This is a genomic window from Actinomadura graeca (assembly GCF_019175365.1).
Lineage (GTDB): Bacteria > Actinomycetota > Actinomycetes > Streptosporangiales > Streptosporangiaceae > Spirillospora > Spirillospora graeca.
The window spans coordinates 8,299,654-8,313,769 of sequence record NZ_CP059572.1; the positions used below are offsets into that span (position 1 = coordinate 8,299,654).

Sequence of the window (14,116 nt, forward strand, 5' to 3'; positions counted from 1 at the left end):
CTTCTTCCTCATCTGGCCTGGGAATCCCGGAAACCGCCCGATTCCGGGGCTGGGCCCTCGGCAGTCCGCCGCCGCGGCGGCGGGGGCGAGCGGGTACTGTGTGCGCTCGCCGCACCGCCAGGCACACGGATCCGGTTCGGCTCCACGTGGCGATCGTGATGATCAACGCCTGGGTGGCCTCCATCGTCCCGGCTACGATCTTGCGCATATCCGGGCACAGCGTGCACGAGCGTCACGGCATCCCGTGGGTGCAGCGAGACAGCCGCTCGTCCGCGGATCGCCGGAATCAGACTGCGGTGCTGCTGGGCGAAGACGGTGCTGTCTGTACTTGCTCAAACTCGTGAGCCCTGACTTTGCCGTTCCCACGGACGCAGTCACCGACAGTAAAGGCGATGGCTGGTGGGAGAACCGGTACCGGCCCGGCTGGAACGCGGGTGGCCGCTCCGGGGACTTTGACCAGTGATGGTGCGCGAGCGTAGGGGGCGCCAGGCGACGGACCCGGATGCACTGTGACTGCCCGGGCTGGTTGGCGGGTGAATGTCCGGATGCGGGCGTGTGTGTCCAATGACCTGTGAGATTCAGGCCGGTGGGGTGATGATGCGGTCATGTCGGCCAGTAAGGGACCAGAACAATTGCCGTCCTCACCACCTGTGGTCTTCAAGCCGGGGGAGCGGTCGGTTGCGGCAGGGCGGATCTCCGGGATCGTCTCGACCGGCGACCACACGACCAATAACCAGTCTGTGCTGTCACCTGGGGCGTTGCGACCGGTTGCGGAGGCCGAGGCTCCGCCAGGGCTGATGAATGTCCCCGGGCGTCATCACCTGTTCGTCGGCCGCTGTGACGAGCTGAAAGAGCTGGACTTGGCTTTACAGGGACCGGGCGGGGTGGTGGTGGCTGCGGTGCACGGGCTGGGCGGGGTGGGCAAGTCCACGTTGGCTGCTCGCTACGCCGCCGCCCGCTCCGATTCTGGGCGGGGTTACGCTGCGAATCCGGTCTGGTGGATCGCCGCCGAGTCCTCCGATGGTGTGCAGGCAGGATTGGCTGGCCTGGCCTTACGAGTGCAGCCGCTGCTGCAATCGGTGCTGGCGCTGGAGGAGCTGGCCAGGTGGGCGCTGGACTGGCTGGGCTGCCACCAGGACTGGCTGTTGATTTTGGACAACGTCAATGACCCCGCCGATATCGCCCCGGTGATGGATCGCGTGTCCCGCGGGCGGGTGCTGGTCACCAGCCGGCTGGGCGAGGGCTGGCACCGGTTCGGGGCGCGGGTGGTGCGGCTGGAGGTGCTGACTGAGGTGCAGGCAGTGGAACTACTCACCCGCATCGCCGCGGCAGACCGCACCGCCATCGGCGCGGGCAGGCACGAGAGTGACGCTGCCGACCTGGATGGTGCCGACCTGGATGGTGCCGCAGAGTTGGTCGGCGTGCTGGGGTACCTCCCACTGGCGGTTGAGCAGGCGGCGGCGTTCGTGCACCAGAACCGTCTGTCTCCCCGCGCTTACCTGGAGCTTTTGACCGCTTCACCCGCGCAGATGTTTGATAAGGCCGCTGCGGGCGGCGACGCTGAACGCACCATCGCCCGGATCTGGCGGATCACCCTGGGCAAGCTCGCCAGCGTGCCCTTGGCGGGGCACATCCTGCGGGTACTGTCCTGGTACGCCCCTCAAGATATTCCCCGCACCCTCCTCGAGGCTCTTCCCGCCACCGGTACAGGCAGCGTCACCGGAACCGCTCCTGGCAGGCCGATGACTCAGCCTTCTGACCTCCGAGGGGAACAGTCACCGACCGAGCCGCGGCCAGGACCCCCTCCTGCCGACGGCATCGCAGAGGACACCCCTGCCCGCGACACAGTGGATCCTGTGCAACTGCAGCAGGCACTGGGCATGCTGGCCGCCTACAACATGATCTCACTCGAACGCGATGGCACGATCAGAATGCATCGCCTGGTGCAGTCCCTGGCCCGCACCCCCGATCCCGCCGATCCCCACCGGCAGCCCGCCGACGTCGCCGACGCCCGCGCCGACGCCACCGTCTTGCTCGATCACGCCCGCCCCGACGCCCCGGACGAGCCGGCAGGATGGCCGCGCTGGCGGCTGCTGCTGCCCCATATCGATGCCCTGGCCGACCATGCACCCTCTGGCACCGATACCGCCACCACCAGCCTCCTGTTCGACCGCACCGCCGCCTTCCTGCAAAACCAGGGAGCCTTAGCCCGCGCACTTCCCTACATCGAACGCGCCCTGACCAGCCGCCAACGCCTGCTTGGCGATCACCACCCGAACACCTTGGCCTCCCGGAGCAATCTCGCCTACGCCTACCGGGAAGCGGGCCAACTGGGCCGGGCGATCCCACTGCTGGAGCAGACACTCGCCGACATCAAGCGGGAGCTCGGCGACGACCACCCCAACACCCTCGCCTCCCGCAACAATCTCGCCTACGCCTACCGGGAAGCGGGCCAGCTGGAGAGGGCGATCCCGCTCTTCGAGCAGACCCTCGCCGATACCGAGCGGGTGCTGGGCACAGACCACCCCGACACCCTGACCTCTCGCGGCAACCTCGCTCACGCCTACCGGGACGCGGGGGATCTGGGCCGGGCGATCCCGCTGCTGGAACAGACGCTTGCTGACCGGCAGCGGGTGCTGGGCGAGGACCACCGGCACACCTTGATCTCCTGTAACAACCTGGCACGCGCCTACCTGGCCGCGGGGGATCTGGGCCGGGCGATGCCGCTGCTGGAACAGACGCTTGCTGACCGGCAGCGGGTGCTGGGCGAGGACCACCCGGACACCCTGTTGTCCTGCAACAATCTGGCCAACGCTTACCAGGATGCGGGCGAGCTCGAGAGGGCGATCTTGTTGTTCGAGCAGAATCTCGCTAACCGGCAGCGGGTGCTGGGTGACGGTCATCCCCACACCTTGACCTCCCGCAACAATCTTGCTCGCGCCTACGCAAATGCAGGTGATCTGCGGCGAGCGCTCTCGATACTGGAGCAGGCCGTCGCCGAGTCCTCCCGGATACTCGGCGAGCTGAATCCAGTAACCCGGCGATTGTGCGACGATCTAGAAGATGCCAGGCGGACCTATAAACGCCAATGACGAACTCTCAGTGATGTTGCCCCCGTTTGACGGGCATGGATGTTGAGAGCCGGTCCTGTCACTGCTTGCCGAACTCTCGGGCGCGGATCAGGAGCACTCGGCAGATTCTCGCCGGGGGGCTGCCGGGAAGCGGACCGGCGGCGACGACGAGCGGTTCGCCTGTCACTATGACGTATGCGGCCGAACGGCCGTCGGTGTCCCCGTCGGCCCGGCGCCGATCTGCTGGCTGACCCGGCTGAAGATGAGACAGCGGTAGATAGCCGGTGGGGACGTTCTTCGGGGAACTGGCCAAGAATCTCGCCGAACGGTGGGTGACCTTGCTCGCGCTGTCCGGCATGCTCCTCGTCGTCGTGGTGATCGCCGGATCCCGCCTCGGGCACTGGTATGCCCTGGACTGCGACGGGGCCCAACAGCACACGTCCTTGATCGTGATAGCGATCTCCCGCGAGGACACGGGCAGAAAGGTCCTGATCCTCATGGCCGCTCTGTTGGCTGTTGCCGGGTGCGGGCTGCTGGTCCAGGTGCGGGCGGGTACCACCAGCGCCTGTGGCTCGGCGCTTGGGCCGCGTTCTACGCGCCGTTGCGCCGCCAGATGTCGGTCCGCAGGCGAAGACGCTGGCATCACGCGCTCGGCGAGCGGCGCGAACTCGAATGCCGCCATCATCCAGCGGGCTGCGGTGCGCCTCTCCCAGGCCGTCTCGGTGATGGCATCCCTAGTGGTACTCGTGCTCATCGTCATTTCGTTCATCGACATATCAGGGTGGGACCACTACGTTGGAGCGCACATATTCCTCACGAGCGTATTTCCAGGTCGATTCCGAACCGCTCCGGGTTCTTTGGACATTCTAGGGTTGGCTGTGGCCTACTCCTGGTTCGGGTGTTGCTGGTAGTGGCTGGCTTTGTGTTCTTCGGGTGGGATCTGGCCGATCTCTCCGTGCAGCGGGTGGTGTTGTACAACTCCACCCATTAGCGGTGGTCGGTGCGGCCGAGACCTGCGTGGTCGTCGAACAGGCCAGCGCAGGGGCATGCCGGGGCGAATTCCGCCGGAACGACTACGACTTACGCCCGCCGCCCGCACTGCGGGATCCCGTCCAGATGTCGGCATGGCCGGTATCTGGTCTGCAACGTTGACGGGCCCCTGCTGTTGGGGCACGGCCCCTGCCGTCATCAAGTATGGCAGGGGAGCATTTCGGAAGAACGGTAAGGCGCTACGACGTGAGTTGGTCGAGCATCTCCAGGAGGATACTGACGCTTACGTCTGGCTTTTGCGCCTTCACAGCCAGCTGGTTGAACAAAAGCGAATAAGAGGCGACGGCTTCTTTGTCGTCTCCGAAGAACCCGTAAGCGTCATTCTCCAGATAGACGATGTCGCCCACGCCGGCTTCAGGAAACCGCATCAGCGTGAACGGCCCGCTGGAAACCACTTCTTCGGCCCGTGTCCCATCGATGAGCTGCAGTGTGACATGCGGAAAAGAGGCCATGGTGATCAGGTGCCGCAGCTGCCCGCGCCGCACTGCGGGGGGCACCGCGTCCGGGAACAGTGCCCGCCGGTTGATGATGGCCCAGTACGTCGGGGGGTCCGGGCGGCGCAGCACCTGCTGACGGAGCCGCCGCAGCTCGATCCGGTGCGCCAGGTCATCGGCGCAGGAGGCGGGCAGATCCTCGGTGATGACATGCCGCGCATAGTCGGGGGTCTGCAGCAGCCCGGGGATGCGGCGTGGCGCATAGATGCGCAGGAGGCTCACCTCGGCCTCCAGCGTCAGGTGAGGCCCGAACCACTTCGGCACCACGTGCCGGTAGTCGCGCCACCAGGCATCGCTACCACGCTGGCGAGCGCGGGCGAGCAACCGGCGGGCGGCACCGCGCGCACCGCCCGGGATCGGGTATTCCAGGCCTATCGTGAGCGGATCGAGGAGATCGGTGCCGCAACCGGATCCCTCGCCGGGCTGATCGCCGACGCGCACCGGCGTCGGCTCCAGGGACCTGCACGCCCCGTGCAGCGGGTGCGGTGCAGTGGAGCACGGACGCCGGATGTGCGCCGACGCTGATGTCGCGGGCTGCTCGGGCTGGTCGGGTTGGCCGTCGTCGGCCCGGGGCCGGGCCGGCTGGTGGTAGCAGCGACGCAGCTCCGCCAGAGTGCTCAGGGCGCGGGTATCGAGCTGGTGCTGGTCTGCGATGTGGTGCAGCACCGCCCACATGCGCAAGACCAGCTTCCAACGCGGTCGGCTGGAGTGGACCTCGCGCAAGAGATCGTTGGCCGTCGACCGGGCCACCCGCTCGATCTTGACACCGTCCACCATGACCCCGGCGTCGGCCATATCGGCGGAAACCTGCTCGATGTAGATGAATGTAGGCTCGTCGGCTTTGCGATGATCTCGTTGCAGCAGCGTCACCACTGCATAGCGCAGCTTGACGCGATCATCTTTCGCCATGTCGGTGTTCCGTTCGATCTCAGCTGCCGCCCGCCGATGCCATCGAACGTAGTGGCAGTCCCGCTGCTTGAAGCAGGTCACATGACACAAACCTGCCGACCCTGCTGGGCTCACACCCAACCTGCCTGCGCGCTCCGATTTCAAGCGAACACCCGGTTGTCCCGTATTCCCGGACACCTCCCGGATACCACAGGGTATATCCGGAGGCCATCCGGGAAACAGCAAGCAGAGCGCAGTGATCTTTGGCAGCCATCACAGTGGTTCCACCGCACGCATGCCGCCGAAGATCCTGTGCGGCAAATGCACACAATCACCGTGAAAGGACAAATGATGTCGCGGCGCGCCGCATCACCGCTTCAGCGCCTCATCAGCTGCACCGATGTCCAGACGGGCGCGGACTGCCTGGACGACGCCCGGGCCGCACTGTCGTTGATCACCACCTGGTCCATCCGGACCGGCAAGAGCCTGCCGTGCGCGCCGATCGAGCAGCTCAGCGCCCGCCAGCTCGAGGATTTCTGGGCCGATGACTCGATGCTGGAAACCCGTCCTGCGCCCAGTCCGCAGACGAGCCCGCCATCACGGCGGCCGGCCCGCGGCCCTCTCCTGTCCACCCGCACCTTCGACCAGCCGAGCGAGCGACCCCCCACGATGCACACCACTCTCATCGCCGTCGACATCCCCTGCTTCGGTGACCTGCGACGCGACGCAGACGCCCAGCGGTACCTGCGCAAGCACCTGTATGAGCACCTGCAGGACGCTTTTGAGATGTCCAGGCTGCCCTGGCTGGCCTCCCACCGCGAGGACCGCGGCGACGGGGCCCTGATCGTCACCCCGCCCCAGGTGTGCCCCACCAGGTCCCTGGACCCGCTGGCCCACCACCTCACCGCCCTGCTGCGCCGCTCCAACCGGCTGGCCAGCGAACTGGGCCGGATCCGGCTGCGGATGGCGGTGCACTGCGGCGTCGTGGAGTTCGACGGCCACGGCGTCCTCGGCCAGCCGCTGACGCACCTGTTCCGGCTGCTGGAGGCGCCCGCCTTCAAACAGCACCTCGCCGCCACCGACGCCGACCTGGGCATGCTGGTCTCCCAGCAGCTCTACCACCAGGCGGCAGCGTCCGGGCGCATCAACACCGCCGCCTACCGCCCCCTCACCATCGAGCACAAAGAGACCCGCACCCGCGGACACCTCTGGCTCCCCCCGGCCTGCACCGCGGGGCACCGGCCCCGTCTTGACGACCCGGACCGCCCTCCTCGGCCCGGTCTGTGTTGAACGCACCCGGCAGGCTCACATCGACGGTGTGTTGGTGACCCGTGGGTTGCCGACGACACTGCACCAGCAAAGTCGACTGCTCGAAACGACCTGCGAGGTCAGGGCAATCCACCACGCCGGGTACAGGGGCCAGGGCAGCTGGGCCGCCTGCGGGGTCACAGCTGGGCGAGCCGGGCGTTGATCGCCTGCTCGCGGTCGCGGTCGGCGGCGGTCGGGTCGAGCCGGTAGCAGGCGATACGCACCCGGCCCGGCCGGGTGCGCTCCGGCCGCAACCGCCAGTTCGCGACGGTGGCGCTGTCGACAATGCATTCCAGGCGGCCGCCAGGATCACCGGCATACCGGGCGACCGCGTCACCGATGACATCGCCGAGCAGCCGATCGGCCATCAGCTCGGGGAAGTGGTCGGCGAGGACCATGACGACCTGCCGGGCGTACTCGGCGTGAGCGTGCTTCCTGATCCGCATCGCGGGCCTCCGAAATTACGGAGCTGGCTACCGGGCGGGGCTCCGAGGAGACGTTAGCCGGGCTGAGCCGCACGCACCCGACACACGCATCCTGAGTGGCTGTGTCCGCGGCACCCCGCGGAGCTGCCGGGTCAAGTCCGCACCGGTCAGATCCGCCTGGCTCAGATCCGCGCCGCCCAGGTTTGCGCCGGTCAAGGCCGCGCCGACCCACACCGCGCCGTGCAAGATGGCATGGACCAGGTTTGCGCCGGTCAGGTCCGCACCGGTCAGGCTGGCGTGTCTCAGACGCGCCTCATACAGGTTCGCCACTGAGGACTGCGCCGGTCAGGTCCGCGCCGTCCAGGTTCATTCCCTCAAGTGTGCGCCGGTCAAGTCGGCGTAGGGGTGGATGCGTTCCCCGGCTGGGCCGGGCGCGGTCTCCTCAGCCATCAGCCATCCGCCGTCCTGCCGTGGTTCGCACGCACCGACCGTAGGGCCGCGCCGTTCCGGAGCGCACGGCATCGGCTCGGTGCGGCCGGTCCTGGCCCGATGCCGTTGCAGGGCCAGGACGGCCGTCCAGGCCGTGAGCCTCACCGTCTCGGCTGCGGGACGGATCCTGCAGCGTCGTCTGCGGACCTGAAGGTCTTTGCGGCTTGGTGCAACTGGGATACCCGGGTGGCCTGGACCCCTGCTCAGATGCGACCCAAGCGCTGGAAGGAGCGCAATATCCGGCGGCCCGGGACTTTGGGGTCGGTTCCCGGAGAGATCGCAGGGCGTATTGCGGATCGGAAACCGCTGGCGAATCATCGCGGGTCTGACGAATCTGTCCGGCAGGTTAGAGGATCCGGGCCGGTCCTTGTCGGGACAATCTGAAGTCAGCACAAGTCGCCCTTCGTTCATGCGGAGGTGCATGTTGGCCGATGCCCGGTTCATCGCGTTGGAGGGCCCGAAGGCGGCCGGGAAGACAACGCTGGTCACAGCGTTGGCCGCCAGGCTGGGGGCGTGCGTGGGGGCGCCGGTGCTGACCAAGGAGCCGACACCGGCGTTCGATGTGTCCCAGGAGCAGCGGCTGCAGGGGGTGGCCTTGGCGGCAGCGATCGCTGAGGATCGGCGGCGGCACCTCACCGAGGTCATCGCTCCGGCGTTGGCGCGGGGCCGTACCGTGATCTGCGACCGCTACCTGTTGTCGTCGTATGTCTTCCACACCGCCGATGGTGTCCAGCAGAGCGTCGTCGAGCAGCTTAACCGTGGGTGCCCGCTGCCGTGCGTCAATGTGGTGCTGTGTGTGCAGGCCGCCGAGCTGGGCCGCCGCCGCGCGGGCCGGGCGCGAGCGACGCGGCTGCAGCGGCAGGACCCCGCTGCGGAGACGGCCGCCTACCTCCACTACGCCGAAGTGATGCAAACGCAGGGCGTGGCAAGAGTCATCGTCGATAATTCCACGATGACCGATCACTATCGCCTGCTCGACTGGCTGTGCGAATCCCACCTCGAGGGGCTGCAGTGACCCTCGACCTGCCGGACATGCACGCGCCCGCCGGGGATCTGGCGTTCTTACTGGGGGTGCTGTTCAACCAGCAGATCCGCGCCGAGACCGCCTGGAAGGCCCCGGCGCGGCTGGCCCAGCGGCTCACCGGTCCGGCCGGTCGGGGCGGGCTGGACCCTGCCGCGCTCGCCGCGGCAGACCCGGTCTGGCTGGCCGGGGTGATGCGGCAGCGGCCTGCCGTGCACCCGTTCGCCGTCTCGATGGCCCGCCACGTCACCGGGATCTGCGGGCAGCTCGTCGACGACTACGGCGGCCGGGCCTGTAACGTGTGGGCCGGCCGGCCACGCGCGGCCGTGCTGCTGGACCGGCTGACCCGTTTCCCCGGCATCGGCCGCCACAAGGCCACCGTGGCCATCGCCTTGCTGACCTGCGAGTACGGCGTGCCGCTGACCGGCCCGGCCGGCACCCTCACCGACCAGGCGCTCAGCTCGTGCCCACGCCTGCGCGAGGTCCTGCTGACCTGACCCGCGATGATGTGCCGACATGGAAGGGACACCCCATGACACAGCCGTCTGCCCTCCCCGTCCCCGAGCACCCGGCAGGTGGTGTCCCCGCAACCCGGGACCTGCCGCGGCCGGCCAGTCACCGGCGCAGCGCCTACACGCCACCGGCGGGTGCGCTGCCGTCCCTGGTGTTCGACGCCGGCAGGCAGTGCTTCACCGCCCCCGGCGGCGAGGAGACCACAGATCTGGTCGAGCGGATGGACCGGCCGCTGTCGGTGACGTTCCAGCTCACCCGCGAGTGCAACTTCTCCTGCAGCTATTGCTCAGAGCCACCCGGTATCACCACGCGCACCCGTCCCGAGGTCCTGGCGATGCTCGACAAGCTCGCGGGAATGCGCCGGATCATCCTGTCGGGAGGCGAACCGATGCGCTACAAGCACTTCTGGGAGGTCCTGGAGTACTGCCAGCCCCGGTTCGAGCAGGTCGTGCTCTCCACCAACGCCTCGATGATCACCCGGGACGGCGCCGCGCGGCTACGGGACCTGGTCGACTATGTCGACATCACCGTGGATGGCCCGCGCGGCCCGCACGACCGCATCCGCGGGAACTACGACATGGTGATCCGCGGACTGCGGCGTGTCGCCGAGGAAAGCATCCCCTTATCGGTGATCTGCGTTTACATGGGATCCAACAAGCGGAAGATCCACTACATCTGCCAGACCGGTGACATCTTCGACGCCAGGAAGGTCAAGATCCTCACCACGATCCCCAAGGGCTACTCCAGGAACCTGTTCGAGGACTTCACCACCGGCGAGGAACTCAGCGAACTGCAAGCATTCCTGAAGAGCGAGCGGCAGGCATGCGGATGGCGGTCACGCATCACCATCGCCGACTGGATGAAGATCGGCGCCGGCCACGCGATCTTGATCGAGCCGGACGGACGCGCCGTCGCCTCCCCGGTCTGGCCGAACCCCGAGTGCATCGCGCCCTTTGCCGACCTGCACACCCAGACCGTGCAGCAGTTATGGGCCAGCTACCCCTACAAAGCGGCTCACCTGGACAAATACCTGGAAAGGACCATGATGGTCCTGGACTGAGTGCGACCAAGTCCAAGCCGCCGCCAACGGCAGCGGCCGCCCATGATCGGCTGCTAGCCTCGGCACCCCACTCGTCCCGCCGACCACATGGGGTGGCATTGGGCATGGACCCCTTAACCCAGAACGCGTCACTGCGCGACCTGCAAAGCTACGTGGCCAAACTCGAAGCCGAACGCGGGTTCGACGGGCGTTCGGCCGAGTCGCAATGCCTCAAGCTGTGCGAGGAGGTCGGGGAACTGGCCGGCGCGGTCGGGGCACTGACCGGGCAGCCACAAGACGTGCGGCGGCGCGGCAGCGCCGACGTCGGCGATGAAGCCGCCGACGTGCTGTTGATGCTGCTGGCCGTTGTCAACCGCAGCGGCATCGACCTGGAAGAGGCACTGCGCCGCAAAGAAGCCCGCAACAACACCCGCCAATGGAGGTGACAGGGCGAACTGTGCCCGGCGAGGGTAGATAGTGGAGCCGTTGCCGAAGGGGGAGCGCCAGTGACCAGGCGGGCGGTGCGAGCGGGCTATGGCCGCTACGCACGGATTGCGGGTCGCGTCTCTGTTATGTTCGCAGAGGCCGGAAGACTGTCGTTGTTGTGCCTGCGGGGGCCGGGCAGAGAGAAGTCGCCGGGGGTTACGTTCCGATATCGTCTCCCCCTTTGTCTGCCAGAACACCCGGGACGGCACCTGCCTGAGACGCCGAGGTTGTGATCCGGAGCGGGATGGCGGAAACGTCAAACTGCGGCCTCTTCGCCACGAAAATAGAGCAACCCGGCGGCCTGTGCTGATCAACGTTGGCCCAGGTGGCGCCTGCAACCTTGCACGGCCTGACCGCGGCTGGCTGCAGTGGACTGCATGATCATCTCGCAGGCCTCGCACAGGTTGTCGATGTGCAGGCCGCGCAGCCGGGCAAGATTGGTGCGTCCCACCCAGGCATCTGCTGCTGGGCGCCTGGCAGCGATGTTACTTGCGGTCACAGTCCTGATGGCCTCGATCGCCTGCATGATGATCTCGGCACACCACCGGTGGTGATCGGCGGCCAAAGCCAGCGCGGCCATCGGCGTACGACACGGCCCGTGGGGAGAATGGCTGCTCGGAGCCCGGTTGCTCCGGCCAGGATGTACCCGGCCGGAGCCGCACGCGCCCGGGACGTCACCGTGTCGTGCACGAATCTATCAACCTCCACTCGGTGCCCGTCACCGCTTCACTGCAATCCGTCACAGCGTCCGTCGTGTGCGTCTACAGGTGGTGGCGTAGGCGCCACTGCAGCCCTCATCGGAGGCTTTGCGTTGCCCTGGGCATCAGGGGCTGGGTGGACGGTCGCCGCGCGTGGCGACCGGGCACCCAGCCGGTCCAGGCTCGAGGGTCCAGACGGATCTCCGCCACCTTGGTCAGGCGCAGGTATCGCTGGTCGGCTCGACGGTGACTGACTGGCCGGCATCCAAGACGAATGCGCCTCGCCGGGGGATGACGCCGCGCCGGTCGATGTGCGCGGGCTGATTCCCCGGAGGGTATTTGCGCGACCAGGCCTGCGGGGGACCCGCTGCGGATCGACCTGGCCACGAAGATCCGGTTCGTCGCTGTCACCGGCGGGGGAGAAGACGACTACCTGCTGATCCGAGCGGGCTGAGCGCGAGATCGCCCAGCAATGACACAAGCGCGCAGGATCCCGGTGTGCTGGGATGGGCCCGGTGCCGGGGTGCGGTGTCTGCCGTCTGTCTGATCATGGGTGCCACTTTCTGCGGAGCTCGTTCAAGATCTCGGTAGCTGAGCGGGGGTCGCCGGGGCCGGCGGGCGGCAGGGCCGGTGGGGTGGTGTGATCGCATTTGCGGACGAAGTCGCCGTGGTCGATGTGGCCGTGGTGGTCGCACCAGGGGCAGTCGGTGATGGTGACCTGGGGCGGGTTGCTGCTGGCCGCGGGGGAGTGGTGAGGGGTGTGGTGTCGTCGCCGGGCGGCCAGGCGGCGGGCGAAGTCCTGGTGTCCGGCGTTGCTGTTCATCCAGGCGACGGGGTTGCGGATGCCGTCGCGGGCGGCCTCGTGCAGCACGGCGCGTACCTCCTGTCCGGTGGCGTGGTAGGCGTTCATGAGCTGGGTGGTCAGGGCCGCGAGTTCGTCGTTGTTGCCCGGGTTGTCCGCGCCGCTGATGGCCGTTGCGGGTTGCGGGGGGTGCGGCGCGGGTGGGCTGGGATCGTGGGTACGGCCGGGTCGGCTGGGCGGTGTGTCCCGGCGGGTGTCTGCGGCGCTGATTGCTGTGGCGCCCGGGCTGGTGGCCATGGCGTGCGGGTCGGCGGGTGCGGGCTGCGCGGTGTGTGCTGCGTGCGCCGCTGTCGCAGGGGTGGTGTCCGGTGGTGCCGCGGTGATGGGTGTGGCCGGGCAGGTCAGCAGGTAGGGCACGGTTTTGCGCTGGTGCCGCAGCGCTTGGGCCTGCGCGGGGGTCAGCGGCATACCGGTGTCGGGCTGGAGTGGGGTCAGCCATCCTTTGGCCACCAATGACCGGCGGACGCGGCCGACGGTGCCGGCTGAGCGGATCTTGCACTGCTGCATGAGCCGCCGGTCGGTCAGCCAGGCCCGGTCGTAGGGGAATTGGTGGGCGTGGGCGGCGTAGCACAGCGCGACCGCCAGTTCGGTGATGGACAGCTGTTGGGGGCCCGCGGCCCACAGGGCGTCTTGGTAGAGCTGGTAGGGCTTGACCGGCGCGGGGCCGGGTGCTTGCGCGGGGGTGGGGGCCGGGTCGTTGTCATCGGGCACGAGGGGGTGGCTCCTGGCTGGTGCGATGACCAGGAGACCGGGTGCAGGCGTTCGCCGGGGCGGCTGCGTGCAACGCGCTCTGTCCGGCGCCCGCCTGGCCCGCAGCGCCGGACAGAGCGCTTCATGGGCTCGTCCGGGTCACCGGATGAACAAGGTCAGCTCGCCGTTGAGCGCACGTCACCGGGAGGAGGAGCGGTGGTGCCGGACGCGGAGCTGGCCGTGGCGGATGGCGGCGGGCCAGGGTCCTCACCCGCAGGCCCGGGGGCGTTGCGGCCGTACAGCAGGGCGACCAGCTGCGCGGTGGGGATTTTGATCTTGCGGCCCAGCCGCAGGATGGGGGTGATGTCCTTCTGCCAGTCTCCGCGGCGGATCATCGCATACGCCGTCCACTCCCCGATGCCCAGCACCGACGCGGCGGTCGGGACATCGATCACCGGCCCCTGGGCCTCCAGCGTTTCGCGGGACCATGGCGCCCGCCTCCTGGCGGGCCTCCTTGCCTCAGCGGGCGGTGTCAATGGAGGCTTCTGACCTGGCACGGCGATTCACCGGCGCCGCTGACTCTGGCCGGCTGCTGGTGCTGCGGCGGCTGGAGGGGCCTGCGAGCAGGCCGGTGAGCGCGCTGCGGCGTGGCATCGAGGCAAGCGGTTCCAAAGGTGCCCCTGGCGTCCATGTAGGGCACCGGAGCGGTCGAGGCCACCGGGCGCGGCGGGGGCGTGGAGGCCGGCGCGTTGGCCTGCCCGGGTGCAATCCGTCATCGGGAGTTCCTCACTGGGCGGCAATGGTCGTGGCGTCGTATGGCCTGGTTTGAGTCGCCGGGATCGCAATTGACGCTGCGACGATACCCGGTGCATTGTCAGCAGAGCTGTCAGCGCAATAAGAAATATGCCTTGTTTCGAATACGCGGCGCGGACCGGACAGCCGGAATAGTGCGTCCAGGCGGGCGGTGCCCGGCGGTGTGTGAGCCCGATGCCGCGACGCGGGCGGGCCTCGGCTGTTGCGCAGTCCGGTGAGGCGCGCGACCCGATTCGATGGTCGCCGCAGGCGCCTCTCGATGTCGTTGC

The 14,116-nt window shown here is 68.1% G+C and carries 13 protein-coding genes; 7 read left to right on the forward strand and 6 right to left on the reverse strand.

What is annotated here, in order from left to right; translation table 11 throughout:
• Positions 1-605: 605 nt before the first annotated feature.
• Both fxsT and AGRA3207_RS36805 read left to right on the forward strand, forming a co-directional pair.
• Positions 606-3,092, forward strand: coding sequence for an FxSxx-COOH system tetratricopeptide repeat protein (gene fxsT, locus AGRA3207_RS36800; protein ID WP_231331961.1), 2,487 nt, complete (start codon positions 606-608; stop codon positions 3,090-3,092).
• 263 nt (positions 3,093-3,355) lie between these two features.
• Positions 3,356-3,982, forward strand: coding sequence for a hypothetical protein (locus tag AGRA3207_RS36805; RefSeq protein ID WP_231331962.1), 627 nt, complete (start codon positions 3,356-3,358; stop codon positions 3,980-3,982).
• A 318-nt stretch (positions 3,983-4,300) separates the two neighbouring features.
• Here the strand turns inward: AGRA3207_RS36805 and AGRA3207_RS36810 are convergent, their stop codons facing one another.
• A complete protein-coding gene (locus AGRA3207_RS36810) occupies positions 4,301-5,605 on the reverse strand; it encodes a DUF5753 domain-containing protein (RefSeq protein ID WP_231331963.1) in 1,305 nt (434 codons plus the stop codon).
• A 249-nt stretch (positions 5,606-5,854) separates the two neighbouring features.
• On the opposite strand from AGRA3207_RS36810, the gene AGRA3207_RS36815 reads away from it, so the two are divergent.
• Positions 5,855-6,793, forward strand: a complete 939-nt coding sequence (locus AGRA3207_RS36815; RefSeq protein WP_231331964.1) for a hypothetical protein — start codon at positions 5,855-5,857, stop codon at positions 6,791-6,793.
• A gap of 155 nt (positions 6,794-6,948) precedes the next feature.
• Here AGRA3207_RS36815 and AGRA3207_RS36820 read toward each other — a convergent pair whose 3' ends face one another.
• Both AGRA3207_RS36820 and AGRA3207_RS40425 read right to left on the reverse strand, forming a co-directional pair.
• On the reverse strand, positions 6,949-7,257 hold the full coding sequence (locus AGRA3207_RS36820) for a hypothetical protein (RefSeq protein WP_231331965.1): 309 nt from the start codon (positions 7,255-7,257) through the stop codon (positions 6,949-6,951).
• 27 nt (positions 7,258-7,284) lie between these two features.
• A complete protein-coding gene (locus AGRA3207_RS40425; protein ID WP_420830839.1) occupies positions 7,285-7,566 on the reverse strand; it encodes a pentapeptide repeat-containing protein in 282 nt (93 codons plus the stop codon).
• A gap of 580 nt (positions 7,567-8,146) precedes the next feature.
• On the opposite strand from AGRA3207_RS40425, the gene AGRA3207_RS36825 reads away from it, so the two are divergent.
• The 4 genes from AGRA3207_RS36825 to AGRA3207_RS36840 all read left to right on the forward strand — a co-directional run bounded on the left by AGRA3207_RS36825 (position 8,147) and on the right by AGRA3207_RS36840 (position 10,744).
• Complete coding sequence (locus tag AGRA3207_RS36825; protein ID WP_231331966.1) at positions 8,147-8,740, forward strand: dTMP kinase; 594 nt, start codon at positions 8,147-8,149, stop codon at positions 8,738-8,740.
• Positions 8,737-9,243 carry a hypothetical protein gene (locus AGRA3207_RS36830; protein ID WP_231331967.1) on the forward strand — a complete coding sequence of 169 codons (507 nt, stop codon included), beginning with the start codon at positions 8,737-8,739 and terminating at the stop codon, positions 9,241-9,243. The genes AGRA3207_RS36825 and AGRA3207_RS36830 overlap by 4 nt, the downstream gene beginning before the upstream one ends.
• A 35-nt stretch (positions 9,244-9,278) precedes the next feature.
• Positions 9,279-10,319: a radical SAM protein gene (locus AGRA3207_RS36835; RefSeq protein ID WP_231331969.1), complete on the forward strand. Its 1,041-nt coding sequence runs from the start codon at positions 9,279-9,281 to the stop codon at positions 10,317-10,319.
• Positions 10,320-10,423: 104 nt separating this feature from the next.
• Positions 10,424-10,744, forward strand: coding sequence for a MazG nucleotide pyrophosphohydrolase domain-containing protein (locus AGRA3207_RS36840; protein ID WP_231331970.1), 321 nt, complete (start codon positions 10,424-10,426; stop codon positions 10,742-10,744).
• A gap of 350 nt (positions 10,745-11,094) precedes the next feature.
• On the opposite strand, the gene AGRA3207_RS36845 is transcribed toward AGRA3207_RS36840, so the two are convergent.
• From AGRA3207_RS36845 to AGRA3207_RS36855, 3 genes are all read right to left on the reverse strand, one after another.
• Positions 11,095-11,364, reverse strand: a complete 270-nt coding sequence (locus AGRA3207_RS36845; RefSeq protein ID WP_231331972.1) for a hypothetical protein — start codon at positions 11,362-11,364, stop codon at positions 11,095-11,097.
• 665 nt (positions 11,365-12,029) lie between these two features.
• The gene (locus AGRA3207_RS36850) at positions 12,030-13,055 is read right to left on the reverse strand and encodes a hypothetical protein (RefSeq protein ID WP_231331974.1); all 1,026 of its coding nucleotides are present in this window, start codon (positions 13,053-13,055) and stop codon (positions 12,030-12,032) included.
• A 155-nt stretch (positions 13,056-13,210) separates the two neighbouring features.
• On the reverse strand, positions 13,211-13,489 hold the full coding sequence (locus tag AGRA3207_RS36855) for a helix-turn-helix domain-containing protein (RefSeq protein ID WP_231331976.1): 279 nt from the start codon (positions 13,487-13,489) through the stop codon (positions 13,211-13,213).
• Between the last annotated feature and the right edge of the window lie 627 nt (positions 13,490-14,116).

Excerpts from the sequence above, each read along its gene's own strand:
- fxsT (WP_231331961.1), top strand. The coding sequence starts at position 606 with ATGTCGGCCAGTAAGGGACCAGAACAATTGCCGTCCTCACCACCTGTG.
- AGRA3207_RS36815 (WP_231331964.1), top strand. The coding sequence starts at position 5,855 with ATGTCGCGGCGCGCCGCATCACCGCTTCAGCGCCTCATCAGCTGCACC.
- AGRA3207_RS36820 (WP_231331965.1), bottom strand. The coding sequence starts at position 7,257 with ATGCGGATCAGGAAGCACGCTCACGCCGAGTACGCCCGGCAGGTCGTC.
- AGRA3207_RS36825 (WP_231331966.1), top strand. The coding sequence starts at position 8,147 with ATGTTGGCCGATGCCCGGTTCATCGCGTTGGAGGGCCCGAAGGCGGCC.
- AGRA3207_RS36835 (WP_231331969.1), top strand. The coding sequence starts at position 9,279 with ATGACACAGCCGTCTGCCCTCCCCGTCCCCGAGCACCCGGCAGGTGGT.
- AGRA3207_RS36840 (WP_231331970.1), top strand. The coding sequence starts at position 10,424 with ATGGACCCCTTAACCCAGAACGCGTCACTGCGCGACCTGCAAAGCTAC.
- AGRA3207_RS36845 (WP_231331972.1), bottom strand. The coding sequence starts at position 11,364 with ATGGCCGCGCTGGCTTTGGCCGCCGATCACCACCGGTGGTGTGCCGAG.